This window comes from Streptomyces sp. BK239 (genome assembly GCF_004217285.1).
In the GTDB taxonomy this organism is placed as follows: domain Bacteria; phylum Actinomycetota; class Actinomycetes; order Streptomycetales; family Streptomycetaceae; genus Streptomyces.
Genome location: NZ_SHKS01000001.1, coordinates 1,060,158 through 1,084,754, shown reverse-complemented (window position 1 = coordinate 1,084,754; position 24,597 = coordinate 1,060,158). Strand labels below are relative to the sequence as shown.

23 protein-coding genes and 1 tRNA gene are annotated in these 24,597 nt (G+C 70.6%); 12 read left to right on the top strand and 12 right to left on the bottom strand.

Going from position 1 to position 24,597, the window contains the following annotated elements; translation table 11 throughout:
- Positions 1-3 precede the first annotated feature (3 nt).
- Together EV567_RS04745 and EV567_RS04740 are read left to right on the top strand one after the other, a co-directional pair.
- A complete protein-coding gene (locus EV567_RS04745; protein WP_130437295.1) occupies positions 4-915 on the top strand; it encodes an ABC transporter ATP-binding protein in 912 nt (303 codons plus the stop codon).
- Positions 912-1,628, top strand: coding sequence for an ABC transporter ATP-binding protein (locus EV567_RS04740; RefSeq protein WP_130437294.1), 717 nt, complete (start codon positions 912-914; stop codon positions 1,626-1,628). The genes EV567_RS04745 and EV567_RS04740 overlap by 4 nt, the downstream gene beginning before the upstream one ends.
- Before the next feature lie 76 nt (positions 1,629-1,704).
- Here EV567_RS04740 and EV567_RS04735 read toward each other — a convergent pair whose 3' ends face one another.
- Positions 1,705-2,361, bottom strand: coding sequence for an ANTAR domain-containing response regulator (locus EV567_RS04735; RefSeq protein ID WP_130437293.1), 657 nt, complete (start codon positions 2,359-2,361; stop codon positions 1,705-1,707).
- A gap of 102 nt (positions 2,362-2,463) precedes the next feature.
- Between EV567_RS04735 and EV567_RS04730 the strand changes: the two genes are divergently transcribed.
- Positions 2,464-2,546 (top strand) — tRNA-Leu (locus tag EV567_RS04730).
- Positions 2,547-2,626: 80 nt separating this feature from the next.
- Positions 2,627-3,412 carry a helix-turn-helix domain-containing protein gene (locus EV567_RS04725; RefSeq protein ID WP_130437292.1) on the top strand — a complete coding sequence of 262 codons (786 nt, stop codon included), beginning with the start codon at positions 2,627-2,629 and terminating at the stop codon, positions 3,410-3,412.
- 1 nt (position 3,413) lies between these two features.
- Here EV567_RS04725 and pyk read toward each other — a convergent pair whose 3' ends face one another.
- On the bottom strand, positions 3,414-4,850 hold the full coding sequence (pyk, locus tag EV567_RS04720) for a pyruvate kinase (protein WP_130437291.1): 1,437 nt from the start codon (positions 4,848-4,850) through the stop codon (positions 3,414-3,416).
- 398 nt (positions 4,851-5,248) lie between these two features.
- On the opposite strand from pyk, the gene EV567_RS04715 reads away from it, so the two are divergent.
- Complete coding sequence (locus EV567_RS04715; RefSeq protein ID WP_130437290.1) at positions 5,249-7,072, top strand: bifunctional UDP-sugar hydrolase/5'-nucleotidase; 1,824 nt, start codon at positions 5,249-5,251, stop codon at positions 7,070-7,072.
- Between the two features lie 40 nt (positions 7,073-7,112).
- Here the strand turns inward: EV567_RS04715 and EV567_RS04710 are convergent, their stop codons facing one another.
- From EV567_RS04710 to EV567_RS04695, 4 genes are all read right to left on the bottom strand, one after another.
- On the bottom strand, positions 7,113-8,549 hold the full coding sequence (locus EV567_RS04710; RefSeq protein WP_130437289.1) for a lysine N(6)-hydroxylase/L-ornithine N(5)-oxygenase family protein: 1,437 nt from the start codon (positions 8,547-8,549) through the stop codon (positions 7,113-7,115).
- Positions 8,550-8,764: 215 nt separating this feature from the next.
- Positions 8,765-11,245: an aminopeptidase N gene (gene pepN, locus EV567_RS04705; protein WP_130437288.1), complete on the bottom strand. Its 2,481-nt coding sequence runs from the start codon at positions 11,243-11,245 to the stop codon at positions 8,765-8,767.
- 87 nt (positions 11,246-11,332) lie between these two features.
- Positions 11,333-11,848 (bottom strand): two-component system response regulator, encoded by a 516-nt coding sequence (locus EV567_RS04700; RefSeq protein WP_130437287.1) that lies wholly within the window; start codon positions 11,846-11,848, stop codon positions 11,333-11,335.
- Between the two features lie 173 nt (positions 11,849-12,021).
- The gene (locus tag EV567_RS04695) at positions 12,022-12,381 is read right to left on the bottom strand and encodes a chorismate mutase (RefSeq protein ID WP_130437286.1); all 360 of its coding nucleotides are present in this window, start codon (positions 12,379-12,381) and stop codon (positions 12,022-12,024) included.
- A gap of 193 nt (positions 12,382-12,574) precedes the next feature.
- Here EV567_RS04695 and EV567_RS04690 point away from each other — a divergent pair, with 193 nt between their 5' ends.
- On the top strand, positions 12,575-13,471 hold the full coding sequence (locus tag EV567_RS04690) for a hypothetical protein (protein WP_130437285.1): 897 nt from the start codon (positions 12,575-12,577) through the stop codon (positions 13,469-13,471).
- A 118-nt stretch (positions 13,472-13,589) separates the two neighbouring features.
- Here the strand turns inward: EV567_RS04690 and EV567_RS04685 are convergent, their stop codons facing one another.
- Together EV567_RS04685 and EV567_RS04680 are read right to left on the bottom strand one after the other, a co-directional pair.
- Positions 13,590-14,549, bottom strand: coding sequence for an SDR family oxidoreductase (locus EV567_RS04685; protein WP_130437284.1), 960 nt, complete (start codon positions 14,547-14,549; stop codon positions 13,590-13,592).
- Between the two features lies 1 nt (position 14,550).
- A complete protein-coding gene (locus EV567_RS04680) occupies positions 14,551-15,315 on the bottom strand; it encodes an SDR family oxidoreductase (RefSeq protein ID WP_242620667.1) in 765 nt (254 codons plus the stop codon).
- Between the two features lie 101 nt (positions 15,316-15,416).
- Between EV567_RS04680 and EV567_RS04675 the strand changes: the two genes are divergently transcribed.
- The 4 genes from EV567_RS04675 to EV567_RS04660 all read left to right on the top strand — a co-directional run bounded on the left by EV567_RS04675 (position 15,417) and on the right by EV567_RS04660 (position 18,926).
- The gene (locus tag EV567_RS04675) at positions 15,417-16,181 is read left to right on the top strand and encodes an enoyl-CoA hydratase family protein (RefSeq protein WP_130437283.1); all 765 of its coding nucleotides are present in this window, start codon (positions 15,417-15,419) and stop codon (positions 16,179-16,181) included.
- Complete coding sequence (locus tag EV567_RS04670) at positions 16,178-17,014, top strand: CoA transferase subunit A (RefSeq protein WP_130437282.1); 837 nt, start codon at positions 16,178-16,180, stop codon at positions 17,012-17,014. The genes EV567_RS04675 and EV567_RS04670 overlap by 4 nt, the downstream gene beginning before the upstream one ends.
- A 116-nt stretch (positions 17,015-17,130) precedes the next feature.
- Positions 17,131-17,862, top strand: a complete 732-nt coding sequence (locus tag EV567_RS04665; RefSeq protein ID WP_130437281.1) for a CoA-transferase subunit beta — start codon at positions 17,131-17,133, stop codon at positions 17,860-17,862.
- Positions 17,862-18,926 carry a nitronate monooxygenase family protein gene (locus EV567_RS04660; RefSeq protein ID WP_130437280.1) on the top strand — a complete coding sequence of 355 codons (1,065 nt, stop codon included), beginning with the start codon at positions 17,862-17,864 and terminating at the stop codon, positions 18,924-18,926. Before EV567_RS04665 ends, EV567_RS04660 begins: the two co-directional genes overlap by 1 nt.
- A gap of 114 nt (positions 18,927-19,040) precedes the next feature.
- On the opposite strand, the gene EV567_RS04655 is transcribed toward EV567_RS04660, so the two are convergent.
- The 3 genes from EV567_RS04655 to EV567_RS04645 are packed head-to-tail and all read right to left on the bottom strand — an operon-like array spanning position 19,041 to position 21,677.
- A complete protein-coding gene (locus tag EV567_RS04655) occupies positions 19,041-20,198 on the bottom strand; it encodes an acetyl-CoA C-acetyltransferase (protein WP_130437279.1) in 1,158 nt (385 codons plus the stop codon).
- A 33-nt stretch (positions 20,199-20,231) separates the two neighbouring features.
- Entirely contained in the window at positions 20,232-20,867 is a 636-nt protein-coding gene (locus tag EV567_RS04650; protein WP_130437278.1) for a TetR/AcrR family transcriptional regulator, read from the bottom strand.
- A gap of 21 nt (positions 20,868-20,888) precedes the next feature.
- Positions 20,889-21,677 carry an SDR family oxidoreductase gene (locus EV567_RS04645; RefSeq protein WP_130437277.1) on the bottom strand — a complete coding sequence of 263 codons (789 nt, stop codon included), beginning with the start codon at positions 21,675-21,677 and terminating at the stop codon, positions 20,889-20,891.
- A 47-nt stretch (positions 21,678-21,724) separates the two neighbouring features.
- On the opposite strand from EV567_RS04645, the gene EV567_RS04640 reads away from it, so the two are divergent.
- Both EV567_RS04640 and EV567_RS04635 read left to right on the top strand, forming a co-directional pair.
- The gene (locus EV567_RS04640; RefSeq protein ID WP_130437276.1) at positions 21,725-22,864 is read left to right on the top strand and encodes an acyl-CoA dehydrogenase family protein; all 1,140 of its coding nucleotides are present in this window, start codon (positions 21,725-21,727) and stop codon (positions 22,862-22,864) included.
- Positions 22,864-23,805, top strand: coding sequence for an acyl-CoA dehydrogenase family protein (locus EV567_RS04635; protein ID WP_130437275.1), 942 nt, complete (start codon positions 22,864-22,866; stop codon positions 23,803-23,805). The genes EV567_RS04640 and EV567_RS04635 overlap by 1 nt, the downstream gene beginning before the upstream one ends.
- A gap of 1 nt (position 23,806) precedes the next feature.
- Here EV567_RS04635 and EV567_RS04630 read toward each other — a convergent pair whose 3' ends face one another.
- A complete protein-coding gene (locus tag EV567_RS04630) occupies positions 23,807-24,532 on the bottom strand; it encodes a VWA domain-containing protein (RefSeq protein WP_130437274.1) in 726 nt (241 codons plus the stop codon).
- Positions 24,533-24,597: the final 65 nt, after the last annotated feature.

Sequence of the window (24,597 nt, the reverse complement as noted above, 5' to 3'; positions counted from 1 at the left end):
ACCATGACCACCGACACCATCACCCAGACCGGGCAGACCGTCCTCGACGCCCGCGGCGTGACCATGCGCTTCGGCGGCCTCACCGCCGTGAGCGACGTGAACCTCACCGTCAACAGCGGCGAGATCGTCGGCCTGATCGGCCCCAACGGCGCCGGAAAGACCACCTTCTTCAACTGCCTCACCGGTCTCTACGTCCCCACCGAAGGCGAAGTCCGCTACAAGGGCACCGTCCTGCCGCCCAAGTCCTTCAAGGTCACCGCCGCAGGCATCGCCCGCACCTTCCAGAACATCCGCCTCTTCGCCAACATGACCGTCCTCGAGAACGTCCTCGTCGGCCGGCACACCCGCACCAAAGAAGGCTTCTGGTCAGCCGTCCTCAGGCTCCCCGGCTTCCACAAGGCCGAAGCCGCCTCCCGCGAACGCGCCATGGAACTCCTCGAGTTCGTCGGCCTCGACGCCAAGGCCGACCACCTCGCCCGCAACCTCCCCTACGGCGAACAGCGCAAGCTCGAAATCGCCCGCGCCCTCGCCAGCGAACCCGGCCTCCTGCTCCTCGACGAGCCCACCGCCGGCATGAACCCCCAGGAGACACGAACCACCGAGGAACTCGTCTTCGCCATCCGCGACAAGGGCATCGCCGTCCTCGTCATCGAGCACGACATGCGGTTCATCTTCAACCTCTGCGACCGCGTCGCCGTCCTCGTCCAAGGACAGAAACTCATCGAAGGCGACAGCACCACCGTCCAGGGCGACGAACGCGTCATCGCCGCCTACCTCGGCGAACCCTTCGAAAACGCCCCCGGCGCAGAAGAAGTCGCCGAGGTCGAAGCCGCCGAAGCCCACGCCGAAGCCACCGCCGACGCCGACGCCGACGCAACGACGGACGCCGCGCCCGGCAAGGAGAACGACCGATGACCGCACTGCTCGAAGTCGAAGACCTCCGAGTCGCCTACGGCAAGATCGAAGCCGTCAAGGGCATCTCCTTCAAGGTCGACGCCGGCGAGGTCGTCACCCTCATCGGCACCAACGGCGCCGGCAAGACCACCACCCTGCGCACCCTCTCCGGCCTGCTCAAGCCCGTCGGCGGCCAGATCAAGTTCAACGGCAAGTCGCTGAAGAAGATCCCCGCCCACAACATCGTCAGCCTGGGACTCGCCCACTCCCCCGAGGGACGGCACATCTTCCCCCGCATGACGATCGAGGACAACCTCCGCCTCGGCGCCTTCCTCCGCAACGACAAACCCGGCATCGAGAAGGACATCCAGCGCGCCTACGACCTCTTCCCCATCCTGGGCGAACGCAGGAAGCAGGCCGCGGGCACCCTCTCCGGCGGCGAACAGCAGATGCTCGCCATGGGCCGCGCACTCATGTCCCAGCCCAAACTCCTCATGCTCGACGAACCGTCGATGGGCCTCTCCCCCATCATGATGCAGAAGATCATGGCGACCATCGCCGAGCTGAAGTCCCAGGGCATGACGATCCTGCTCATCGAGCAGAACGCCCAGGCCGCCCTCTCCCTGGCGGACCACGGCCACGTCATGGAAGTCGGCAAGATCGTCCTCTCCGGCAGCGGCCAGGACCTCCTGCACGACGAGTCCGTCCGCAAGGCCTACCTCGGCGAGGACTGACCCGGCGCTCCCCCGCACACACGCGAGGCCCGCACCCCCAGCTCGGGGTGCGGGCCTCGCCGCAATGCCGGCCGATTCAGCCCTTGGACGCCTTCTTCTCCTCCGCGTCCTCGATGACCGCCTCCGCCACCTGCTGCATCGACATCCGCCGATCCATCGACGTCTTCTGGATCCACCGGAACGCCGCCGGCTCCGTCAGCCCGTACTCCGTCTGCAGGATCGACTTCGCACGGTCCACCAGCTTCCGCGTCTCCAGCCGCTGGGTGAGATCCGCGATCTCCTTCTCCAGCTCCTTCAACTCCGTGAACCGCGACACCGCCATCTCGATCGCCGGCACGACGTCGCTCTTGCTGAACGGCTTCACCAGATACGCCATCGCACCCGCGTCCCGCGCCCGCTCCACCAGGTCGCGCTGCGAGAACGCCGTCAGCATCAGCACCGGCGCGATCCGCTCCTCCGCGATCTTCTCCGCCGCGGAGATGCCGTCCAGCTTCGGCATCTTCACGTCCAGGATCACCAGGTCCGGCTGGTGCTCACGGGCCAGCTCGATCGCCTGCTCACCGTCACCGGCCTCACCGACGACGCTGTAGCCCTCTTCCTCCAGCATCTCTTTGAGATCGAGCCGGATCAGGGCCTCGTCCTCGGCGATGACGACACGGGTCGTCAGCGGAGGCACGTGCGACTTGTCGTCGTCGGGCGCGTCTACGGGCTGGGGCGACTCGGGGGCGGTCACGGGGGGCTCCTTGGTGCGGGCCGGGCAGGTACAGCTGCTAGTGCAGCCTACCTAGAGGCGGGCAAGTACCGTGACCCGGTATGCTTCCGAGCAGCCAGTCCTGCCGGGTTGGTGGAATGGCATACACGGATGTCTCAAACACATCTGCCCGAGAGGGCTTGCGGGTTCGAGTCCCGCACCCGGCACTCTCAAGCGGAGGTTCACATTCTCGTGAACCTCCGCTTTTTCGTACCCTCAGTCGCGATCGGTCACGCAGAGTGTTCGTATGCACTTTCATGGCACCGAGGTTCGACAAAGGGCTCTGGCCCAGCTGCGTGACGGCGAGCCGAACGCTGAAGTGGCTCGTCGACTCAATGTCCCGATCGGGACGATCAGTTATTGGAAGCACATGGACCGCGCGAAACGCGGCGAGTGTCCCGGTCGAACGGCTCCGCCCTGCCCGCGATGTGACGGCGAGCTGAACCTGCCCGCCTACTCCTACCTCCTCGGCCTCTATCTCGGCGACGGCCACATCATCCAGAACCGCGCCATGCGAACGCCAAGCCTGTCCATCGCCTGCGCGGATTCACACCCTGGGCTCATGGACGAGTGCGAAAGGGCCATGCGGCAGGTGCTCCCCGGAAACTCGGTGTGCAGGGTGCGCCGAAAAGGCTGCCGGGAAGTGAAGGTGTACTCCAAGCACCTGTGGTGCCTCTTCCCACAGCACGGCCCCGGCAGGAAGCACGAACGCCCGATCGTCCTCGAACCCTGGCAGCAGGCCATCGTCGACGCCCACCCCTGGGACTTCGTCCGGGGCCTCATCCACTCCGACGGGTGTCGGCTCACCAACTGGACGACCCGCACGGTCGCCGGCGTGCGCAAGCGCTACGAATATCCCCGGTACTTCTTCACCAACGTGTCCGACGACATCCGCCGTCTCTACACCGACACCCTCGACAAACTGGGCGTCGAGTGGACTCAGTGCACCCGCAACGGAAACCCGTTCAACATCTCCGTCGCCCGCAAAGCCTCCGTCGCCCTGCTCGACGCCCACGTGGGACCCAAGCACTGATCTACCGGGGGCTGTCGTCCTCGCCGACGTGGTGCACACGTACCAGGTTCGTCGAGCCGGAGACTCCCGGCGGGGAGCCGGCCGTGATCACGACGATGTCACCCTTGCGGCAGCGGCCGTACCGCAACAGCATCTCGTCCACCTGGTCGACCATCGCGTCAGTAGAGCCGGCCTGTGGGCCCAGGAACGTCTCCACGCCCCAGGTCGCGCTGAGCTGGGAGCGGGTCGCCGGTTCGGGGGTGAAGGCGAGGAGCGGGATGGGTGAGCGGTAGCGGGAGAGGCGGCGGGCGGTGTCGCCGGACTGGGTGAAGGCGACGAGGAACTTGGCGTCGAGGAAGTCACCGATCTCGGCGGCCGCGCGGGCGACCGCGCCGCCCTGGGTGCGGGGTTTGCTGTTCTCGGTGAGGGGCGGGAGCCCTTTGGCGAGGATGTCCTCCTCGGCCGCGGTGACGATCTTGGCCATGGTGCGGACGGTCTGGACGGGGTGTTTGCCGACGCTGGTCTCGCCGGAGAGCATCACCGCGTCGGTGCCGTCGATGACGGCGTTGGCGACGTCGGAGGCTTCGGCGCGGGTGGGGCGGGAGTTGTCGATCATGGAGTCGAGCATCTGGGTGGCGACGATCACCGGCTTGGCGTTGCGCTTGGCGAGTTTGATCGCGCGTTTCTGGACGATGGGGACCTGTTCCAGTGGCATCTCGACGCCGAGGTCGCCGCGGGCGACCATGATGCCGTCGAAGGCGGCGACGATGTCGTCGATGTTCTCGACGGCCTGGGGTTTCTCGATCTTGGCGATGACGGGGAGGCGGCGGCCTTCCTCGTCCATGATGCGGTGGACGTCGGTGATGTCGTTGCCGGTGCGGACGAAGGACAGGGCGATGACGTCGAAGCCGGTGCGCAGAGCCCAACGCAGGTCGTCCTCGTCTTTTTTGGAGAGGGCGGGGACGGAGACGGCGACGCCGGGGAGGTTGAGGCCTTTGTGGTCGGAGATGACGCCGCCGTCGAGGACGCGGGTGTGGACGCGGGGGCCGTCGACGTCGGTGACTTCGAGGGTGACTTTGCCGTCGTCGACGAGGATGCGTTCGCCGGGGGTGACGTCGGTGGCGAGGCCGGCGTAGGTGGTGCCGCAGGTGTGGCGGTCGCCTTCGATGCCTTCTTCGACGGTGATGGTGAAGGTGTCGTCGCGTTCGAGGAGGACGGGGCCTTCGGTGAAGCGGCCGAGGCGGATCTTGGGGCCCTGGAGGTCGGCGAGGAGGCCGACGCTGTGGCCGGTCTCGTCGGCGGCCTTGCGGACGCGCCGGTAGCGCTCCTCGTGTTCGGCGTGTTCGCCGTGGCTGAGGTTGAATCGGGCGACGTCCATTCCGGCTTCTACGAGGGCTTTGAGGCGGTCGTAGGAGTCGCTGGCGGGGCCCAGGGTGCAGACGATTTTTGCTCGGCGCATGTGGTGAGCCTATGTCTTACCGCCGGGTAAGGCTTTGGCGGCAGGTGGCTGGTCAACGTCCTTTGGGTGAAGGGTGGTTGACGGGCGTGGAATTGTGCGGGTGGCCGCTCTGATGAGCATGTTTTCGCGTTCTTGGAATTCCCCGAAAGGGTGAATTGGGGGCTGTGGGGAGGTCTTCGCGGTGGCGGATCTTGGGTGAATGCGCCGGGGTGGAGGGGTGGGCCGTGTGGGCGTCCGGTGGGCGTTCGGGTGCGGTCGTGGGGCGGGGTGGAGTGACCGGGATCACCAGATCGCAACCTCCGGGGTCTGTTCCGGTTCGCCATGGGCAGGTCAGAATCTACGCGCGTTGCCGGTTTGGCCGGCAGGCGCTCGGGATCGTCCTTCGAGGAGAGCAACACATGCCGTTCAACCGCCGGAAGTTCTTGAAGAGGTCCGCCGTGACGGGCGCGGGGGTGGCGATCGGGGGGGCTGCCGCGGCTCCGGCGGCCCAGGCGGCGGAGGGGACGAAGCCCGCGAAGCCGGCGAAGCCGGCGAAGCCCGCCAAGAGGTACGCGTTCACCGTGATGGGGACGACGGACCTGCACGGCAACGTCTTCAACTGGGACTACTTCACGGACCAGGAGTTCGACGACAAGGCGCACAACGACGTCGGTCTGGCGAAGATCTCCACGCTGGTGAACCGGATCCGTGAGGAGAAGGGCCGTGGGAACACGCTGCTGATCGACGCGGGCGACACCATCCAGGGCACGCAGCTGTCGTACTACTACGCGAAGGTCGACCCGATCACCGCCAAGGGCGGTCCGGTGCATCCGATGGCGCAGGCGATGAACGCGATCGGCTACGACGCGGCGGCGCTCGGCAACCACGAGTTCAACTACGGCATTCCGGTGCTGCGCAAGTTCGAGAAGCAGTGTGATTTCCCGCTGCTGGGTGCGAACGCGCTGGACGCGAAGACGCTGCTCCCGGCGTTCGCGCCGTACAGCATGCACCGGCTGCGCAACCCGCACGGTCCGGACGTGAAGGTGGCGGTGCTGGGGCTGACCAACCCGGGGATCGCGATCTGGGACAAGGCGAACGTGCAGGGGAAGATGACGTTCCCGGGTCTGGAGGAGCAGGCGGCGAAGTGGGTGCCGAAGCTGCGGTCGATGGGTGCGGACGTGGTCATCGTGTCGGCGCACAGCGGTTCGTCGGGGACGTCGTCCTACGGTGATCAGCTGCCGTACATCGAGAACGCGGCGGCGCTGGTGGCGGAGCAGGTGCCGGGGATCGACGCGATCCTGGTGGGTCACGCGCACACGGAGATTCCCGAGTACTTCGTCACGAACAAGGCGACCGGCAAGCGGGTGGTGCTGTCGGAGCCGTTGAAGTGGGGGCAGCGGCTGACGCTGTTCGACTTCGAGCTGGTGCGGGCCGACGGCGGCTGGACGGTCGAGAAGGTGGGCGCGCAGGTCCTGAACTCCAACACGGTGGAGGAGGACGAGAAGATCGTGCGGCTGCTCGGTGACGAGCACAAGAAGGTCGTGGCGTACGTCAACCAGGTCATCGGGTCGAACGCGGCGGAGATGCGGTCGGTGGAGGCGCCGTACAAGGACGTGCCGATCATCGACCTGATCAACCACATCCAGGCCGACACGGTGAAGCAGGCGCTGGCGGGTACGCAGTACGCGGCGCTGCCGGTGTTGTCGCAGGCGGCGGCGTTCTCGCGCACGGCGGTGATCCCGGCGGGTCAGGTGACGATCCGGGATGTGGCGGGTCTGTACGTGTTCGAGAACACGCTGGAGGCGCGTCTGATGACGGGTGCGCAGATGAAGGCGTATCTGGAGTACTCGGCGAACTACTACGTGCAGACGGCGGCAGACGCGGTGGTTGATCCGGCGAAGCTGACGAACGCGAACGGCACTCCGGACTACAACTACGACGTGGTCAGTGGTCTGACGTATGAGATCGACATCGCGAAGGCTGCGGGGTCGCGGGTGTCGAACGTGCGGTTCGGGGGTGCGCCGCTGGCTGATGACGCTCAGTTCGTGTTCGCGGTGAACAACTACCGGGCGAACGGTGGTGGCAACTTCCCGCATGTGGCGGCGGCGAAGATGGTGTGGTCGAACTCGGACGAGATCCGCAACACGATGATCGCGTGGGTGAAGGCGAAGGGGTCGATCGACCCGGCGGAGTTCGCGTCGGTGGACTGGAAGCTGACGCGGAACGGGACGCCGGTGTTCTAGGCCGGGTGTTTCGTCGGTAGGTGGTTGTCGGTAGGTGGTGTCAGATCCCGTCCGCCAGGGGGATGAGCTCTGCGGGGCGGCGGGTGGGCGGGATCTGGGGCCGGTGTTGTTCGAGGCCGAAGGTGGTGAAGGCGGTTCGGTGCGGGAGGGGGTAGTGCTCCTTGCCGGTGAGGGTGTTGAGGATGGAGGCGCTGCGCCAGGCGGCGAGGCCGAGGTCGGGTGCGCCGACGCCGTGGGTGTGGCGTTCGCCGTTCTGTACGTAGATGTGGCAGCCGGTGGTGGTGATGGCGGGGTCGAGGATCAGGCGGAAGTCGGCGTCGATGCGGGGGCGGTGGGCGTTGTCGCGGCGGAGGTAGGGGTCGAGGCCGGCGAGGAGGGTGTCGAGGGGGCGTTCGCGGTGGCCGGTGGCGAGGACGACGGCGTCTGTGGTGAGGCGGCTGCGGGTGTTCTGCTGGATGTGTTCGAGGTGGAGTTCGATTTTGGTGGTGGCGATGCGTCCGGCGGTGCGGACGCGGACGCCGGGGGTGAGGACGGCGTCGGGCCAGCCGCCGTGGAGGGTGCGGCGGTAGAGCTCGTCGTGGATGGCGGCGAGGGTGTCGGCGTCGATGCCTTTATGGAGTTGCCATTGTGCGGCGACGAGGCGGTCGCGGGTGGTTTCGGGGAGGGCGTGGAAGTAGCGGGTGTGGTCGGGGGTGAAGTGTTCGAGGCCGAGTTTGGAGTACTCCATGGGGGCGAACGCCGGGGTGCGGCCGATCCAGTGGAGGCGTTCGTGGCCGGTGGGGCGGTGGCGCAGGAGGTCGAGGAAGACTTCGGCTCCGGATTGTCCTGAGCCGACGACGGTGACGTGGCCGGCGGTGAGGAGTGCGGGGCGGTGGTGGAGGTAGTCGGCGGTGTGGACGACGGCTGTGCCGGGGGTGTCGGCGAGGGGGCGCAGGGGGTCGGGGATGTGGGGTTCGGTGCCGATGCCGAGGACGACGTTGCGGGTGCGGGTGCGGCCGGGGGTTCGGGCTTGTCCGTCGGTGTCGAGTCGGACGTAGTCGATGTCGAAGAGTTGGTGTTCGGGGTTCCAGTGGACGGCGTCGACGTGGTGGCGGAAGTGGAGTGTGGGGAGGTGGTCGGCGACCCAGCGGCAGTAGGCGTCGTATTCGGCGCGTTCGGTGTGGAGGCGTTCGGCGAAGTAGAAGGGGAAGAGGCGGTCCTGCGCTTTGAGGTAGTTGAGGAAGGACCAGGTGTTGGTGGGGTCGGCGAGGGTGACGAGGTCGGCGAGGAAGGGGACTTGGACGCGGGTGCCGTCGAGGAGGAGGCCGGGGTGCCAGGTGAAGGCGGGGCGTTGTTCGTAGAAGGCGGTGTCGAGGTCGGTGAGGGGGTGGGCGAGGGCGGCGAGGGAGAGGTTGCAGGGGCCGATGCCGATGCCGACGAGGTCGCGGGGGGTGTCGGTGTCGTGGGAGGGGGCGGCTTGTGGGGGTGGCGTGTTCATGCGTGGGGGGCTCCTCGGTGGCGCGGGGAGTCCCAGTGTGTCGCCGGTCGTGGCGACACGCCGTGGCCGGAGGGGAAGTGGACCCGAAAGGGGGAGGGCGGGCCCCGGGCCGCCCTCCCTGGTGGCTTGGGGCCCGCCCTGCGGGCTTGTGCGCCCGCTCCGGTGGTTTGGGGCCCGCCCGCGGGTGGTGGCCGGCCCGCCTCTGGAGGCCGTTGTCAGGCGCCGCGTACCCGCAGGGCCCGTGCGAGGTCGTCGAGCTGGTCGTGGAGTTTGCGGCGCAGTGACGGGGTGAGGTCGGCGTCGCGCAGGCAGGTCTCGCCCAGGGCGAGGTTCTCGGCGTCGACGGCGTAGGCGGGGAAGGCCCAGCGGCCGGCGGCGTCGGCGATGGCGGGGCCCCGCCGGGTGGCGAGGGCGGCCGCGTCGTCGTAGAAGCGGGGTACGTACGCGCGTACCAGGTCGGCCTGTTCGGGCTGCCAGAAGCCCTGGGCGGTGGCGGTGAAGAGGTAGTTGGAGAGGTCGTCGCCGTCGAACATCGCGGTCCACGCCTGTTCCTTGGCGTGTGGGTCGGGCAGGGCGGCGCGGCAACGGGCGGCGCCTTCCTGGCCGTCGGCGGAGGGGTCGCGTTCGAGTTCGGCGGCGATGGCGGTTTCGTCGGTGGCGCCGAGGACGGCGAGGCGGGCGAGGACGCGCCAGCGCAGGTCGGGGTCGAGTTCGGGGCCGCCGGGGACGGTGCCGTCGGCGAGCCAGGCGGCGAGGGTCTCGGGGTGTGCGGCAGCGTCGATGAAGTGGCGTACGGCGACGAGGCGCAGGCCGGGGTGGTCGCCGTCCTCGGTGCGGCGGATGAGGTCGCGGCAGAGGGAGGAGAGGGTGGCGAGGGCGGCGGGGCGCTCTTCGGGGGTGACGTAGCGGTCGGCGATCTGGCCGGAGGCGAAGGCGAGGACGCCTTGGACGAGGGCGAGGTCGGTTTCCTGGGGGAGGTGGGCGCGGGCGGTGTCCAGGTAGGCGGTGGGGGTGAGTTCGCCGTCGCGGACGGCGTCGCGCAGGGCGTTCCAGACGACGGCGCGGGTGAGGGGGTCGGGGAGGCCGGAGAGGGCGGTGCGGACGGTGTCGTGGGAGGCGGGGTCGAAGCGGATCTTGGTGTAGGTGAGGTCGCGGTCGTTGAGGAGGAGCAGGGCGGGGCGTTTGCCGATGGGGTGGGGGGTGGTCTGGGGGATGTCGATCTCGAGGTGTTCGCGCAGGGTGAGGTGGCCGTCTTCGTCGGAGTGGTCCTGGTCGTAGAGGCCTACGGCGATGCGGTGGGGGCGGTTGCCGGTGTGTTCGACGGTGAGGGCGCACTGGCCGGCGTCGGTGGTGACGGTGGGGGTGAGGGTGTCGACGCCGGTGGTGCGCAGCCAGGCGTCGGCCCAGGCGTGGACGTCGCGTTGGGTGCTGGAGGCGAGGGAGTCGATGAAGTCGGCGAGGGTGGCGTTGGCGAAGCGGTGGCGGGCGAAGTGGGTGTTGATGCCGGCGAGGAAGTCCTTCTCGCCGAGCCAGGTGACGAGTTGGCGTAGTGCGGAGGCGCCCTTGGCGTAGGAGATGCCGTCGAAGTTGAGGAGGGCGGAGGCGGTGTCCTCGACGTTCTCGGGGGCGACGGGGTGGGTGGAGGGGCGTTGGTCGGCGTCGTAGCCCCAGGCTTTGCGGACGACGCCGAACTCGGTCCAGGTGGCGGTGAAGCGGGTTGCTTCGGCGGTGGTCTGGTAGCCCATGTATTCGGCGAAGGACTCGTTGAGCCAGATGTCGTCCCACCACTTGAGGGTGACGAGGTCGCCGAACCACATGTGGGCCATTTCGTGGGCGATGACCATGGCGCGGGTCTGGCGTTCGGTGTCGGTGACGGCGGAGCGGTAGACGAAGTCGTCGCGGAAGGTGACCAGTCCGGGGTTCTCCATGGCGCCGGCGTTGAACTCGGGGACGAAGGCCTGGTCGTAGGAGTCGAAGGGGTAGGGCTCTTCGAACTTCTCGTGGTAGCGGTCGAAGCACGCGCGTGTGACGTCGAGGATCTCGTCGGCGTCGGCGTCGAGGTAGGGGGCGAGGGAGCGGCGGCAGTGGATGCCGAAGGGGAGGGCGCGGTGTTCGGTGTGGACGGAGTGCCAGGGGCCGGCGGCGACGGCGACGAGGTAGGTGGAGATGGGTGGGGTGGGGGCGGCTTTCCAGGTGCCGTCGGTGTGTTCGGTGATGCCGTTGGCGAGGACGGTCCAGCCGTCGGGGGCTTTGACGGTGAGGGTGAAGACGGCTTTGAGGTCGGGCTGGTCGAAGGCGGCGAAGACGCGTTGGACGTCGTCCATGAACATCTGGGTGTAGACGTAGGTTTCGCCGTCGGCAGGATCGGTGAAGCGGTGCATGCCCTCGCCGGTGCGGGAGTAGCGCATGGTGGCCCGGACGGTGAGTTCGTGGTCGCCGGCGGTGAGGTTCTTCAGGGGCAGGCGGTTGTCGTCGAGGAGTTCCGTGTCGAGGGGTTTCCCGTCGAGGGTGGCGGTGTGCAGGGTGGCCGGCTTGAGCTCGACGAAGGTGTCCGCGCCCGTGCGCGCGGTGAACCGGATGACGGTCAGGGACTCGAAGGTCTCGTCGCCGGTGGTCAGGTCGAGTTCGACGGTGTAGTCGCGGACGTCGAGGAGCTGGGCACGGGTCTGCGCTTCGTCGCGCGTCAGTACGGACATGGGGGCCATGCTGCCTGATGGCGCGGCGGGGGCACAGGGGCGGATCGGTACGCGCCGTTTGTCGCTTCTCGCGCCGGAGCCGCCGTGCTAGGGGGCTGTGGGGAGCGGGGGGTGGGGGTCGTTTTCGCGTTGGAGGGGGACGCGGGTGTCGGGGACGGCGGCCGCGGGGTCTTTGACCAGTGCGCGCAGGGCGCGTACTTCGTGTTCGAGGGCGAGGTGGCGTCGGTGGGCGTCGTAGAGGTAGCGGACTTTGGTGCGCAGTGCCCAGGGGTCGACGGGTTTCATGACGAGGTCGGCGACGCGTAGTTCGAAGGCGGCGGAGGTCAGTTCGTGGTCGGGTCCGAAGCCGGTGAGCAGGATGACGGGGACGTGCTGGGTCTGTTCCAGCCGCCGCATGTAGCGCACGACGTCGAGTCCGCTGACGCCGGGCATGCGCACGTCGAGGAGAAGCAGGCCGACCTGTCCGCGCAGTACCTGCTTGAGTGCTTCGTCGCCGCTGGTGGCGCGGGCGAGGCGGTATCCCAGGGGGGCCAGTGCGCTTTCGAGCGCGTACAGCGTGTCCTGGTGGTCGTCGACGATGAGGATCTTGGCATCCGGCGGCATGACCCGACGTCCCTCCGCGATGGGACCACCAGCTTACGTCGGAACGCTGACGGGCAGTGCTCGTCGGCTGACACGGCGTACCGGCCGGTTCGTACGGGTGGGTGCGGCGCGGCGGGCGCCTGAGGGGGTGCGGGTTGTGCGGTGGGCCGGCGTGCGGGGGCCGTCCGTCGAGGTCAGCCGGTGGTGGGGGCCGCGCCGTTGACGGTGTCGTCGGCGATGCGCTCGTGGTGGCGGATGACCTCGGCGATGATGAAGTTGAGGAACTTCTCGGCGAAGGCCGGGTCGAGTTTGGCGCTCTCGGCGAGGGCGCGCAGCCGGGCGATCTGGCGTCCCTCTCGCGCGGGGTCGGCGGCGGGCAGCTGGTGGCGGGCCTTGAGGTGGCCGACCTGCTGGGTCGCCTTGAAGCGTTCGGCGAGCATGTGGATGACGGCGGCGTCGATGTTGTCGATGCTGGCCCGCAGCCGTTCGAGCTCTTCGCGGACGGCGGGGTCGACGTCGCCGGTTGCGGTGCCGCTGGTGTCGCTGGTGGTCATGGGCGTTCACCCTAGTCCGTCGTCCCTGGTGGCGGGGTGGGCGGGCGGTGGGATCGGCGGCGGTCGGGGGTTGCCGTGTCGTCGGATCCTCGTACGGTTCGGACCTTTGTGCGGTTCGGATCCTCGTGCGGTTCGGATCCTCGTACAGTGGAGACGGCTGCACTGCGTGCCGGGACGTCTTGGGGGTACGGACGTGGCGAACGGTGGTCCGGTCGAGCACGGCTTTCCGCATCTGGAGACGGTGCGGGCGGCCGTCACCGCGCTGTACAGGCGGTTGTCGTACGACACGGTGCACCGGTTCGCGGTCAGCGTGGCCCCGGCGGACGTGGCGTTCTGCGACTCCGACGACCTGTATCTGGGTGCGCAGCGGGTGGCGCGTGAGCTGGTGCGGCACTACCGGCTGCCGGACGCCCGGATGATCGTGGGGTTCCGTGAGATGCGGCATGCGGCGAACGTGGAGCTGGCGGCGGGCCCGGAGTACTTCGTCGAGCTCAACGAGCGGTTCCGGGCGCATCGGCGGGACATCGGCGCGGCGCTGGCCCACGAGATCATGCATGTCTTCCTGCACCGGCTGGGCCTGTCGTTCCCCGGGACCCGGGAGAACGAGATCCTCACCGACACGGCGACGACGTATCTGGGTGCGGGCTGGCTGCTGCTGGACGCCTACCGGGAGGACGCGGTCTCGTCGCAGAAGCTGGGGTATCTGACTCCGGAGGAGTTCGGGTACGTGCTGGCGAAGCGGGCGCTGGTCTTCGGGGAGGACCCGTCGACGTGGTTCACCAGTGCGCAGGCGTACACGGCGTATGTGCGGGGGCGGGAGCGGGCGCGGCTCGACGAGCGGCAGCCGCCGTTGTCGGCGGCGGGGTGGTCGGGGCGGCGGCGGTACGCGCGTGACCGGCGGCACGCGCAGGATCACCGGCCGCTCGCCGTCGTGGCGGACGCGCCGTACGACTTCGTCCCGGACGCGGGCGGTCCGCTGCGGGTGGCGTTCTCGTGTCCGACGTGTCTTCAGCGGATCCGGGTGCCGGTGCGCGGGCGGGTGCGGGCGCGGTGCGGGTTGTGCCGGACGGTGCTGGAGTGCGACACGTAGCCGACGGGCGGGGGTTTCCCAGGCCCTCGGTGGCATGTGGCCGGCGTCGGGGCAGGGCGGGCTGGTGTCGTGGCCGCGCCGGGGTCGGGCAGCTTCGGCGCGCGGGCCGGCCCGGCTGTCACGCCCCGTACACCCTCCCCGGCGGTTCCGCTCGTTCCAGCAGCATGCGTGCCGTCTCCCCCGCGTCCGCCGGGGTCCAGCGTGCGCCCTTGTCCATGGTCGGGCCGGCGCGCCAGCCCTCCATGACGGTGATGCGGCCGCCCTCCGCCTCGAACACGCGGCCGGTGACGCCCTCGCTGGCGGCGGAGCCGAGCCAGACGACCAGCGGGGAGACGTTCTCGGGGGCCATCGCGTCGAAGCCCGCGGCGGGCGCGGCCATGGTGTCGGCGAAGGTGCGTTCGGTCATACGGGTGCGGGCGGCGGGGGCGACGGCGTTGACCTGGACGCCGTAGCGGGCGAGTTCGGCGGCGGCGACCAGGGTCAGGGTGAGGATGCCGGCTTTGGCGGCGCTGTAGTTGCCCTGTCCGACCGAGCCGAGCAGTCCCGCGCCGCTGCTGGTGTTGATGATCCGGGCGTCGGGTGCGCGGCCGGCCTTGGCCTCGGCACGCCAGTGCGCGGCGGCGTGCTTGAGGGGCAGGAAGTGGCCCTTGAGGTGGACGCGTACGACGGCGTCCCAGTCGTCCTCGTCGAGGTTGACGAGCATCCGGTCGCGCAGGAAGCCGGCGTTGTTGACGAGAGTGTCGAGGCGGCCGTACGTGTCCAGCGCGGTGGTGACGAGGGAGGCGGCGCCCTCGGCGGTGGCGATGTCGCCGGTGTGGGCGACGGCCTCGCCGCCGGCCGCGCGGATCTCGGCTGCGACGCGGGCGGCGGGGCTGCCGAGGCCGGGAGCCCCGCCGGGGTGGGAGGCGTCGCCGGGGTGGGGGGTCTCGCCGGGGCCGGATGCGCCGTCGAGGCCGACGCCGAGGTCGTTGACGACGAGCCGGGCGCCCTCGGCGGCGAACGCGAGGGCGTGGGCGCGGCCCAGGCCCCGTCCGGCGCCGGTGACGACGACGACCCGCCCCGTGCACAGTCCTGTCATCTCACTTCTCCCTGTCTGGCGTCGTGGGCTCTGCCGCGCTTGCCGCGTCGAGGAACGCGGGCCGCTCGCCGCCGCCGTGGACGAGGAGGCCGGCGCCGCTGATGTAGGCGGCGGCGTCGGAGGCGAGGAAGACGGCCGCCGCGCCGATGTCGCTGGGCTCGGCGAGACGGCCGAGGGGGACGGTGCGGGCGACGGCGGCGACGCCGTCGTCGTCCCCGTAGTGGAGGTGGGACCGCTCGGTGCGGACCATGCCGGGGACGACGGTGTTGACGCGGACGTCCGGCGCCCATTCGACGGCCATCGAGCGGGCGAGGCTCTCCAGGCCGGCCTTGGCCGCGCCGTAGGCGGCGGTGCCGGGCGAGGGGCGTGAGCCGCTGACGCTGCCGATCATCACGATCGAGCCGCGGGTGCGCCGAAGGTGCTCGTAGGCGGCGAGGGACACGGTCAGCGGGGCGAGGAGGTTGAGTTCGAGGACGCGGACGTGGTGTCCGGCATCGGTGGGGGCGAGGGGGCGGTGGGGGGTGCCGCCCGCGTTGTTGACGAGTACGTCGAGGCGGGGCAGGCCGGTGAAGAAGCGCCGTACGGCTTCGGCGTCCCGGACGTCCAGTTCAGCGAACTCCGTTTTGGGCAGAGTGAGTTCGGGGGGTCGGCGGGCGCAGACGATGACGTGGGCGCCGGCTTCGGCGAAGGCCTGTGCGATGCCGGCGCCGACTCCGCGGGTGCCGCCGGTGATGACGGCCGTTCTGCCGTGCAGCGAGTTATCCACAGGCCCTCCCGCTCGTCCGTGGCGACTGCTAGCTTCGAAGCCTCACACCTAACAAATGTTTGGTGGAAAGGTAGCTGAGTGCGAAGGTAGCTGATGCGTCCATGGGTGTCTCCACCTCGTCCCCGGAAAAGGGGATTTCCGTCGTCACGGTCGACTTCCCGCCGGTGAACGCCGTGCCGGTGGCCGGCTGGTTCGCCCTGGCCGAGGCGGTGCGCATGGCAGGCCGCGATCCCGAGGTGCGGTGCGTGGTGCTGGCCGCCGAGGGGCGGGGCTTCAACGCGGGCGTGGACATCAAGGAGATACAGGCGCGGGGGGACGGTGCGCTGGTGGGGGCCAACCGCGGCTGCTTCGAGGCGTTCGCGGCGGTGTACGAGTGCGAGGTGCCGGTGGTGGCGGCGGTGCGGGGTTTCTGTCTGGGCGGCGGGGTGGGTCTGGTGGGGAACGCGGACGCGATCGTGGCGGGTGAGGACGCGGTGTTCGGGCTGCCGGAGCTGGACCGGGGAGCGCTCGGCGCGGCCACGCATCTGGCCCGGCTGGTCCCCCAGCATTTGATGCGCACGCTGTACTACACCTCGCGCACGGTCTCGGCGCGGGAGTTACGGGCGCACGGCGCGGTGTGGCGGGTGGTGCCGCCCGACGAGGTGGTCGCGGGCGCGCTGGAGCTGGCCCGGGAGATCGCCTCGAAGGACGGGGAGTTGCTGCGGCTGGCCAAGGCCGCTCTCAACGGGATCGATCCGGTGGACGTCCGCCGCAGCTACCGCTTCGAGCAGGGGTTCACCTACGAGGCGGGGGCGAGCGGGGTGGGCGAGCGGGTCCGGGCGCGCTTCGGAGGGGCCGAGGCGGCCGGGAAGGGGGAACGCGGGTGAGCGACAAGACGATGACCGCCGAGGAGGCGGTGTCCCGCCTGGAGAGCGGGATGACGCTGGGGATCGGCGGCTGGGGTTCACGGCGCAAGCCGATGGCGCTGGTCCGCGCGCTGCTCCGCTCCGATGTCGGAGACCTGACGGTGGTGTCGTACGGCGGTCCGGACGTGGGCATGCTCGCGGCGGCCGGCCGGATCAGGAGACTGGTGACCGCCTTCGTCACGCTGGACTCGATCCCGCTCGAACCGCACTACCGGGCGGCGCGGGAGCGGGGGGCCTTCGAGCTGACGGAGGTCGACGAGGCGATGTTCATGTGGGGGCTGCGGGCGGCCGCCCACCGGATGCCGTTCCTGCCGGTGCGGGCGGGGCTGGGTTCGGACGTGATGCGGGTCAACCCGGGTCTGCGGACGGTGACCTCGCCCTATGAGGACGGGGAGACGTTCGTGGCGATGCCCGCGTTGCGGCTGGACGCGGCGCTGGTGCACGTCAACCGGGCCGACCGGCTGGGCAACGGGCAGTATCTGGGGCCCGACCCCTACTTCGACGACCTGTTCTGCGAGGCGGCGGACGCGGCTTACGTGTCCTGCGAACGGGTCGTCGACACGGCGGAGTTGACTAAGGAGGCGGCGCCGCAGTCGCTGCTGCTCAAGCGGCACACGGTGACGGGTGTGGTCGAGGCCCCGAACGGGGCGCACTTCACGTCGTGCGCGCCCGACTACGGCCGGGACGAGGCGTTCCAGAAGCGGTACGCGACCACGGCGTGGCCGCAGTTCGCGGCGCGGTACCTCGCCGGGGACGAACGGGCGTACCGGTCGGCGGTCGGGGAGGAGACGTGAAGGAGCGGGAGCGGACCGGGCGCGGATCGGAGGAACGCGGGGGGCCGGCAGAGGCCTGGGCCGGTTCGGCGGAGGCGGGGGCCGGTTCGGCGGACGTGGGGGCCGGTTCAGCGGAGGTGGGGGCCGGTTCGCCGGCGGTCACCCGGGCCGAGTACTGCGTCGTCGCCTGCGCGGAGGTGTGGCGGGGGGCGGGTGAGGTCCTGGTGAGTCCCATGGGGCTGATCCCCTCGGTCGGCGCCCGGCTCGCCCGGCTCACCTTCGCTCCCCAGGTGCTGCTGACCGACGGCGAGGCGCTGCTCGTGGGCCCGGGCGGCGCAGTCGAGGGGTGGCTGCCCTACCGGCAGCATCTGGCGCTGGTGACGGGAGGGCGGCGGCACGTGATGATGGGGGCGAGCCAGATCGACCGGTTCGGCAACCAGAACATCTCGTGCATCGGCGACTGGGCGCGGCCGGCCCGGCAGTTGCTCGGGGTGCGGGGAGCACCCGTCAACACCCTGAACAATCCGACGAGTTACTGGGTGCCGAGGCACTCGCGGCGGGTCTTCGTGGAGAAGGTCGACATGGTGTGCGGGGTGGGGTACGACCGTGCCGGCGACGCGCCTCACCACCGTCTCGTGCGGGTGGTCACCGACCTGTGCGTCCTGGACTTCGGCGGCCCCGACCGTTCGATGCGGCTGGTCTCGCTGCATCCGGGGGTGAGCGTGGAGGAGGTGCGGGAGGCGACGGGGTTCGCGCTCTGCGTCCCGGACGAGGTGCCGTGCACGCGGGAGCCGACGGTGGAGGAGTTGCGGCTGATCCGTGAGGTGATCGATCCGGGGGGCGCCCGGGTGCGGGAGGTCGCGCACTGATGGAGACCGCGTTCACCCGGCTGGTCGGCGTCCGGTGTCCGATCGTGCAGACGGGGATGGGGTGGGTGGCCGGGCCGCGTCTGGTGTCGGCGGTGGCGAACGCCGGTGCGCTGGGCGTCCTCGCCTCGGCGACGATGACCGTCGACGGTCTGCGGGAAGCGATACGTGAGGTGAAGTCCCGTACGGACGCGCCGTTCGGGGTCAATCTGCGGGCGGACGCGCGGGACGCCGGGGACAGGGTGCGGGTGATGGTGGACGAGGGGGTGCGGGTGGCGTCGTTCGCGCTGGCCCCGTCCCGGGAGCTGATCGCCGAGCTGAAGGAGTCCGGTGTCGTCGTGATCCCGTCCGTGGGGGCGCGCCGGCACGCGGAGAAGGTCGTGGCGTGGGGTGCGGACGCGGTGCTGGTGCAGGGCGGTGAGGGCGGCGGGCACACCGGGGAGGTGGCGACGACGGTGCTGCTGCCGCAGGTCGTGGACGCCGTGGACGTGCCGGTGGTGGCGGCGGGCGGCTTCTTCGACGGGCGGGGCCTGGTCGCGGCGCTGGCGTACGGGGCGGCGGGGGTCGCGATGGGCACGCGGTTCCTGCTGACGTCGGACTCGACGGTGCCGGACGCGGTGAAGGCGCGGTATCTGGCGGCGACGGTCCGGGACGTGACGGTGACGCGGGCGGTGGACGGCCTGCCGCACCGCATGCTGCGTACGGAGCTGGTGGAGTCGCTGGAACGGTCGGGGCGGGTGCGGGCGCTGTCGCGGGCGGTGCGGCATGCGGCTCGGTTCCGGCGGCTGTCGGGGCTGGGGTGGGGGGAGATGGTGCGTGAGGGGTTGGCGTTGCGGCACGGCAAGGACCTGTCGTGGAGTCAGGTGCTGCTCGCCGCGAACACACCGATGCTGTTGCGGTCGGCGATGGTGGACGGGCGGACGGATCTGGGGGTGATGGCGGCGGGGCAGGTGGCGGGGGTGATCGAGGATCTGCCCTCGTGCGCGGAGCTGGTGGAGCGGCTGTTGGACGAAGCCCGGGCGGCCGTGGGCGCGTTGCCGGTGTCCGGTGGTTCGGGGGTGGCATGACGAGGACGGTCGTCGAGCGGTGGTCGGACGCCGGGGGGACGCCGTAGGTGAAGGCGCCGGCGAGGGTGCCGGCGCGGACGGCGTCCGCGCCCGTCCGAGTGCGCTGACGCTCGCTCAGACGCGTTCGATGATGGTGACGTTGGCCTGGCCTCCGCCCTCACACATGGTCTGGAGGCCGTAGCGGCCGCCGGTGCGTTCCAGTTCGTTCAGGAGGGTGGTCATGAGTTTGGCGCCCGTCGCGCCGAGGGGGTGGCCGAGGGCGATCGCGCCGCCGTTGACGTTGACCTTGGCGGGGTCCGCGCCGGTCTCCTTCAGCCAGGCCAGGACGACGGGTGCGAACGCCTCGTTGATCTCGACGAGGTCGATGTCGTCGAGGGACAGGCCCGTCTTCTTCAGCGCGTGGGCGGTGGCGGGGATGGGGGCGGTGAGCATGCGGACGGGGTCCTCGCCACGTACCGACAGGTGGTGGACGCGGGCGCGGGGGGTCAGACCGTGTTCGCGCACCGCGCGTTCGGAGGCGAGCAGCAGGGCGGCCGCTCCGTCGGACACCTGGGAGGAGCAGGCGGCGGTGACGGTTCCGCCGGGGATGACGGGCTTGAGTTGGGCCATCTTCTCCAGGGAGGTGTCGCGGCGGGGTCCTTCGTCGACGGTGACGTCGCCGTAGGGGACGGTCTCGCGTTCGAAGCGGCCCTCGTCGACGGCGCGCAGCGCCCGCCGGTGGGAGCGCAGCGCGAACTCCTCCTGGTCGGTGCGGCTGATGCCCCACTTGGCGGCGATCATCTCGGCGCCGGCGAACTGGTTGACGGGCCGGTCGCCGTAGCGGGCGCGCCAGCCCTCGCTGCCGGCGAAGGGGCCCTGGGTGAAGCCGAGCGGTTCGGCGGCCTGCCGGGTGGCGTAGGCGATGGGGATCTGCGACATGTTCTGCACGCCGCCGGCGACGACGAGGTCCTGGGTGCCGGAGAGCACGCCCTGCGCGGCGAAGTGCACGGCCTGCTGGGAGGATCCGCACTGCCGGTCGACGGTGACGCCGGGCACCTCCTCGGGCAGTCCGGCGGCGAGCCAGCAGGTGCGGGCGATGTCGCCGGCCTGCGGGCCGACGGCGTCCAGGCAGCCGAAGACGACGTCCTCGACGGCGGCCGGGTCGACGCCGGCCCGGGCGACGAGGGCTTTGAGGACGTGCGCGCCCAGGTCGGCGGGATGGACGCCGCTGAGTCCTCCCCCGCGTCGCCCGACGGGCGTGCGGACCGCTTCGACGATGTAGGCCTCGGCCATGTCATCCACTCCCTGGGGAATCTGCTTGCGCGGTCATTCGCGTACGGCGATCCCGTCCAGCACCATCGACAGGTACTGGCGGGCGATGTCCTCCGGGCTGTGCTGTCCGCCGGGCCGGTACCAGGAGGCGGCGACCCAGACGGTGTCGCGGACGAACCGGTAGGTGAGCCGGACGTCGAGGTCGGCGCGGAAGGCCCGGTCGGCGACCCCGCGTTCCAGTGTGGACAGCCACGTCTTCTCGAACCTGGCCTGTGACTCGGCGAGGAACGCGAACCGTTCCTGGGCGACGAGTTGCCGGCTCTCCTTCTGGTAGATGGCGACGGCGGCGCGGTGCCGGTCGATCTCCCGGAAGGATTCGGTGACGAGCGCTTCGAGTGTCTCGCGCGGGCCGAGCCGGGCGCCGAGGACGGTGTCGTAGCCGTCCCAGAGTTCGTCGAGGAAGGTGCGCAGGATCTCCTCCAGCATCGACTCCTTGGAGTCGAAGTGGTAGTAGAGGCTGCCCGCGAGCATGCCCGCGTGGTCCGCGATCTTGCGGACGGTGGTGGCGTTGTAGCCCTGTTCGGCGAAGACCTCGGCGGCGGTGTTGAGGAGTTCGCCGCGGCGGTCGCGGGCGCCGCCGGCCGCGGCCGGTTCCGGGGCGGTCACCTGGGGCTTCTTCTTGGTAGGCACGCGTTCATTGTCGCCTCCGCCTCAGGCGCGCTGGCTGCTGACCGACAGGACTTCGCCGGTCAGGTAGGAGGAGTAGTCGGAGGCGAGGAAGACGATCACGTTGGCGACCTCCCAGGGCTCGGCGTGGCGTCCGAAGGCCTCGCGCGCGGTGAGCTCCTGGAGCAGTTCGGGGGTGGTGACCTTGGCGAGGTGCGGGTGCATGGCGAGGCTGGGGGCCACCGCGTTGACCCGTACGCCGTAGTCGGCGGCTTCGACGGCGGCGCAGCGGGTCAGCGCCATGACGCCGGCCTTGGCGGCCGCGTAGTGGGCCTGTCCGGCCTGGGCGCGCCAGCCGGCGACGGAGGCGTTGTTGACGATGACTCCGCCGCCGGCGGGCCGCATGCGTCTGAGGGCGGCGCGGGTGCAGCGGAAGGTGCCGTTCAGTGTGACGTCCAGGACGCGGGTCCACTGCTCGTCGCTCATGTCGGTCAGGTGTGCGGTGCCGCCGAGGCCGGCGTTGTTGACGACGACGTCGAGCCGTCCGTGCGCGTCGACGGCGGCGTCGAACAGGGCGCGGACCTGGTCCTCGTCCGTCACGTCGCACGGCAGGGCGGTCACCGCGGCGTCGCCGAACTCGGCGGCGAGCGCGGCGTGGTGTTCCTTGAGGCGGCGCGTGTGGGCGTCGCTGATCAGTACGCGGGCGCCCTCCTGGAGGAAGCGGCGGGCGGTGGCGCCGCCGATGCCCGCGCCTGCGGCGGCGGTGACGACGGCGGTGCGGCCCGCCAGAAGTCCGTGTCCGGGGACGTAGGCCGGAGTCTCGACGCCTGTCATAGGGCCACGCTAACCTACCAAACACTTGTTAGGGAAGGACGTCGTCGATGGATCTCGCCTTCACGCCGGAAGAGGAAGCGCTTCGGGCCGGTGCCCGGGCCTGGCTGGCGGCGCATGTGCCGTCGTCGCCCCTGCCCTCGCTGGAGACCGAGGCCGGTTTCGCCGCGCACCGCGCCTGGGAGGCCGAGCTCGCCGCGGACCGCTGGTCGGTGGTGAACTGGCCGACGGCGTACGGGGGGAGGGACTGCGGGCTGATCGGCTGGCTGCTGTTCGAGGAGGAGTACTACGCGGCCGGCGCGCCCGGACGCGTCAACCAGAACGGCGTGAGCCTGCTGGCCCCCACCCTGTTCGAGCACGGCACCGAGGAGCAGCGCGACCGCGTCCTGCCGTCGATGGCGACCGGCAAGGTGGTGTGGGCGCAGGCCTGGTCGGAGCCAGAGGCCGGCTCGGACCTGGCGTCGCTCAGGGCCAGGGCGGTGCGCACGGCCGGCGGCTGGCTCCTGAGCGGACAGAAGACGTGGTCCTCCCGCGCCGCCTTCGCCGACCGGGCCTTCGGGCTGTTCCGCAGCGACCCGGACGCGCCGAAGCCCCACCAGGGCCTCACCTACGTCATGTTCGACCTGCGGGCGCCGGGCGTCACGGTCCGTCCGATCGGCCGGCTCGACGGGAAGCCGGCGTTCGCCGAGCTGTTCCTGGACGAGGTGTTCGTGCCGGACGAGGACGTCATCGGCGAGCCCGGGCAGGGCTGGCGGATCGCCATGGCGACGGCCGCCAACGAACGCGGCCTCACTCTGCGCTCCCCCGGCCGCTTCCTGGCGAGCGCGGACCGACTGCGGGACTTGTGGCGGGCGCGGGGCGCCCCCGAGTGGGCTCGGGAGCGGGTCGCCGACGCCGTGATCGGCGCCCGCGCCTACCGGTTGTTCACCTTCGCGGCCGCGTCCCGCTTCCTGGCGGGCGAGTCCCTGGGGCCCAAGTCCAGCCTGAACAAGGTGTTCTGGTCCGAGTACGACATCGCGCTGCACGAGACGGCCCTCGACCTGCTCGGCGGGGACGGCGAGCCGGCCGACGCCGACTGGGCCGAGCGGTACGTGTTCGCGCTCGCCGGCCCGATCTACGCCGGGGCCAACGAGATCCAGCGGGACATCATCGCCGAACGCCTGCTCGGCCTGCCGAAGGGGCGCCGCTGATGCGTTTTCGCCTCGACGACCAGCAGCGGGACTTCGCGGCCTCCCTGCACGCGATGCTCACCGCGGCGGGCACGCCCTCGGTGATACGGGACTGGAGTCGCGGCGACCCGGCGGGCGGCCGTGCGCTGTGGTCCCGTATCGCGCAGGCGGGCGTCTTCGCGCTGGCGGTTCCGGAGGAGTACGAGGGGCTGGGGCCACGTCCCGTCGAAGTCGCCGTCGCCTTCGTCGAGTTGGGGCGGCACGCGGTGCCGGGACCGCTCGTGGAGACGGTGACCGCCGCCGCGCTGCTCGCGCGGACCCCGCACGCGAAGCGCTTCCTGCCGGGGATCGCGGCCGGGGAGACGATGGCGACGCTGGCGTACGACGGTGTGCCCGCCCTGGACGGCGACGTGGCGACGCTGCACCTGTCCCTCTCCGCCGACGGGCTGCGGCTGGCCCCCGGCGCGGGCCCCGTCCGCACCGGCCTCGACCCCGCCCGCCGCCTCACCGCCCTCCTCCCGGGCGGCGAACTCCTCACCCCCGCGCCGGCGTCCCCCCTGCTGTGGGCGCGCCTCGCCACCGCCGCCCAGGCCCTGGGCGTCGGCCTGACGCTGCTCGAGCGCACCGTGGCCCACGTCGGGCGGCGCACCCAGTTCGGAGTGCCGATCGGCTCCTTCCAGGCGGTCAAGCACCGGCTGGCGGACGCGAAGATCGCCCTGGAGTTCGCCCGCCCTTTGGTCCTCGGAGCCGCCCTCACCATGACCGCGGCCGACGTGGCCGCCGCGAAGGTCAGCGCCTGCGAGGCGGCGTACACCACCGCCCGCGCCGCCCTGCACCTGCACGGCGCGCTCGGCTACACAGCCGAACACGACCTCTCTCTGTGGCTCACCAAGGCCCAGTCCCTCCGCCACTCCTGGGGCACCCCCCAAGCCTGCCGCACCACAGTCCTCGACACAGCCTGACTCAGCGGCCCCGCACGATGCCCTGGTGGCGCGCCGCCGCCAGCCACTGGGGGAACTCACCGAGGAGCCGGTCGTACAGCTCCGCGTCGGTCATTCGCCGCGGGTCGGAACCGGCGTGGAAGAAACCGGCGTTGTCGACGACCCGCTTGCCCGGCACGGCCAGTTCGTCGAGCCTGCGCAGGAAGTCGAACTGCCTGCTGCGAGGGTCCCCGAAACCGATGAACTGCCAGAACAGCGGCAGCTTGGCCGCCTTGCACAGATACCGCTCGGCAGCCGCCTTGCTGCTGGGGCCGCCGTCGGTCTGGAACACGACGAACGCCGGGTCCTGCGAGCCGCTGTCGAGGTAGTGGTCGATGACGGCGTCCATCGCGAGGTGGTAGTTCGTCCGGCCCATGTGCCCGAGACCGGCCACGCACCGCTCTATCCGCCCCGCGTGATCCGAGAGCGCGATCTCGGTGACGGCGTCCACTTCGGTGGAGAAGAACACGACGGGCACCCGGCCGTCGTCGTCGAGGTGGGCGGAGAGCCCCAGCACCCGGTCGGCGAGCGCCTGCACGCTGCCGTCGCCGTAGTAGGGCCGCATCGAGCCCGAGTGATCGACCACCAGATAGACAGCGGCTCGCTGCCCGTCGAGACCGTGCTCGACGAGGGACTCCCCGGCGCTCTTGTAGAGGCTGACCAGAGCGGGCGCGGTCTCCTCCACCTTGCTGAGACTGATCGCCACCATGGCCTCACTCTCCCACACCCGCACACAGTGCGACGGCGCCTGCCCGGGGTCCGGTCGGGGACTGG

Excerpts from the sequence above, each read along its gene's own strand:
- EV567_RS04700 (WP_130437287.1), bottom strand. The coding sequence starts at position 11,848 with ATGCCGCCGGATGCCAAGATCCTCATCGTCGACGACCACCAGGACACG.
- EV567_RS04675 (WP_130437283.1), top strand. The coding sequence starts at position 15,417 with ATGGGTGTCTCCACCTCGTCCCCGGAAAAGGGGATTTCCGTCGTCACG.
- pepN (WP_130437288.1), bottom strand. The coding sequence starts at position 11,245 with ATGTCCGTACTGACGCGCGACGAAGCGCAGACCCGTGCCCAGCTCCTC.
- EV567_RS04740 (WP_130437294.1), top strand. The coding sequence starts at position 912 with ATGACCGCACTGCTCGAAGTCGAAGACCTCCGAGTCGCCTACGGCAAG.
- EV567_RS04715 (WP_130437290.1), top strand. The coding sequence starts at position 5,249 with ATGCCGTTCAACCGCCGGAAGTTCTTGAAGAGGTCCGCCGTGACGGGC.
- EV567_RS04655 (WP_130437279.1), bottom strand. The coding sequence starts at position 20,198 with ATGGCCGAGGCCTACATCGTCGAAGCGGTCCGCACGCCCGTCGGGCGA.
- EV567_RS04695 (WP_130437286.1), bottom strand. The coding sequence starts at position 12,381 with ATGACCACCAGCGACACCAGCGGCACCGCAACCGGCGACGTCGACCCC.
- EV567_RS04635 (WP_130437275.1), top strand. The coding sequence starts at position 22,864 with ATGCGTTTTCGCCTCGACGACCAGCAGCGGGACTTCGCGGCCTCCCTG.
- pyk (WP_130437291.1), bottom strand. The coding sequence starts at position 4,850 with ATGCGCCGAGCAAAAATCGTCTGCACCCTGGGCCCCGCCAGCGACTCC.
- EV567_RS04630 (WP_130437274.1), bottom strand. The coding sequence starts at position 24,532 with ATGGTGGCGATCAGTCTCAGCAAGGTGGAGGAGACCGCGCCCGCTCTG.
- EV567_RS04725 (WP_130437292.1), top strand. The coding sequence starts at position 2,627 with ATGCACTTTCATGGCACCGAGGTTCGACAAAGGGCTCTGGCCCAGCTG.
- EV567_RS04640 (WP_130437276.1), top strand. The coding sequence starts at position 21,725 with ATGGATCTCGCCTTCACGCCGGAAGAGGAAGCGCTTCGGGCCGGTGCC.
- EV567_RS04710 (WP_130437289.1), bottom strand. The coding sequence starts at position 8,549 with ATGAACACGCCACCCCCACAAGCCGCCCCCTCCCACGACACCGACACC.
- EV567_RS04685 (WP_130437284.1), bottom strand. The coding sequence starts at position 14,549 with ATGACAGGACTGTGCACGGGGCGGGTCGTCGTCGTCACCGGCGCCGGA.
- EV567_RS04660 (WP_130437280.1), top strand. The coding sequence starts at position 17,862 with ATGGAGACCGCGTTCACCCGGCTGGTCGGCGTCCGGTGTCCGATCGTG.
- EV567_RS04745 (WP_130437295.1), top strand. The coding sequence starts at position 4 with ATGACCACCGACACCATCACCCAGACCGGGCAGACCGTCCTCGACGCC.
- EV567_RS04645 (WP_130437277.1), bottom strand. The coding sequence starts at position 21,677 with ATGACAGGCGTCGAGACTCCGGCCTACGTCCCCGGACACGGACTTCTG.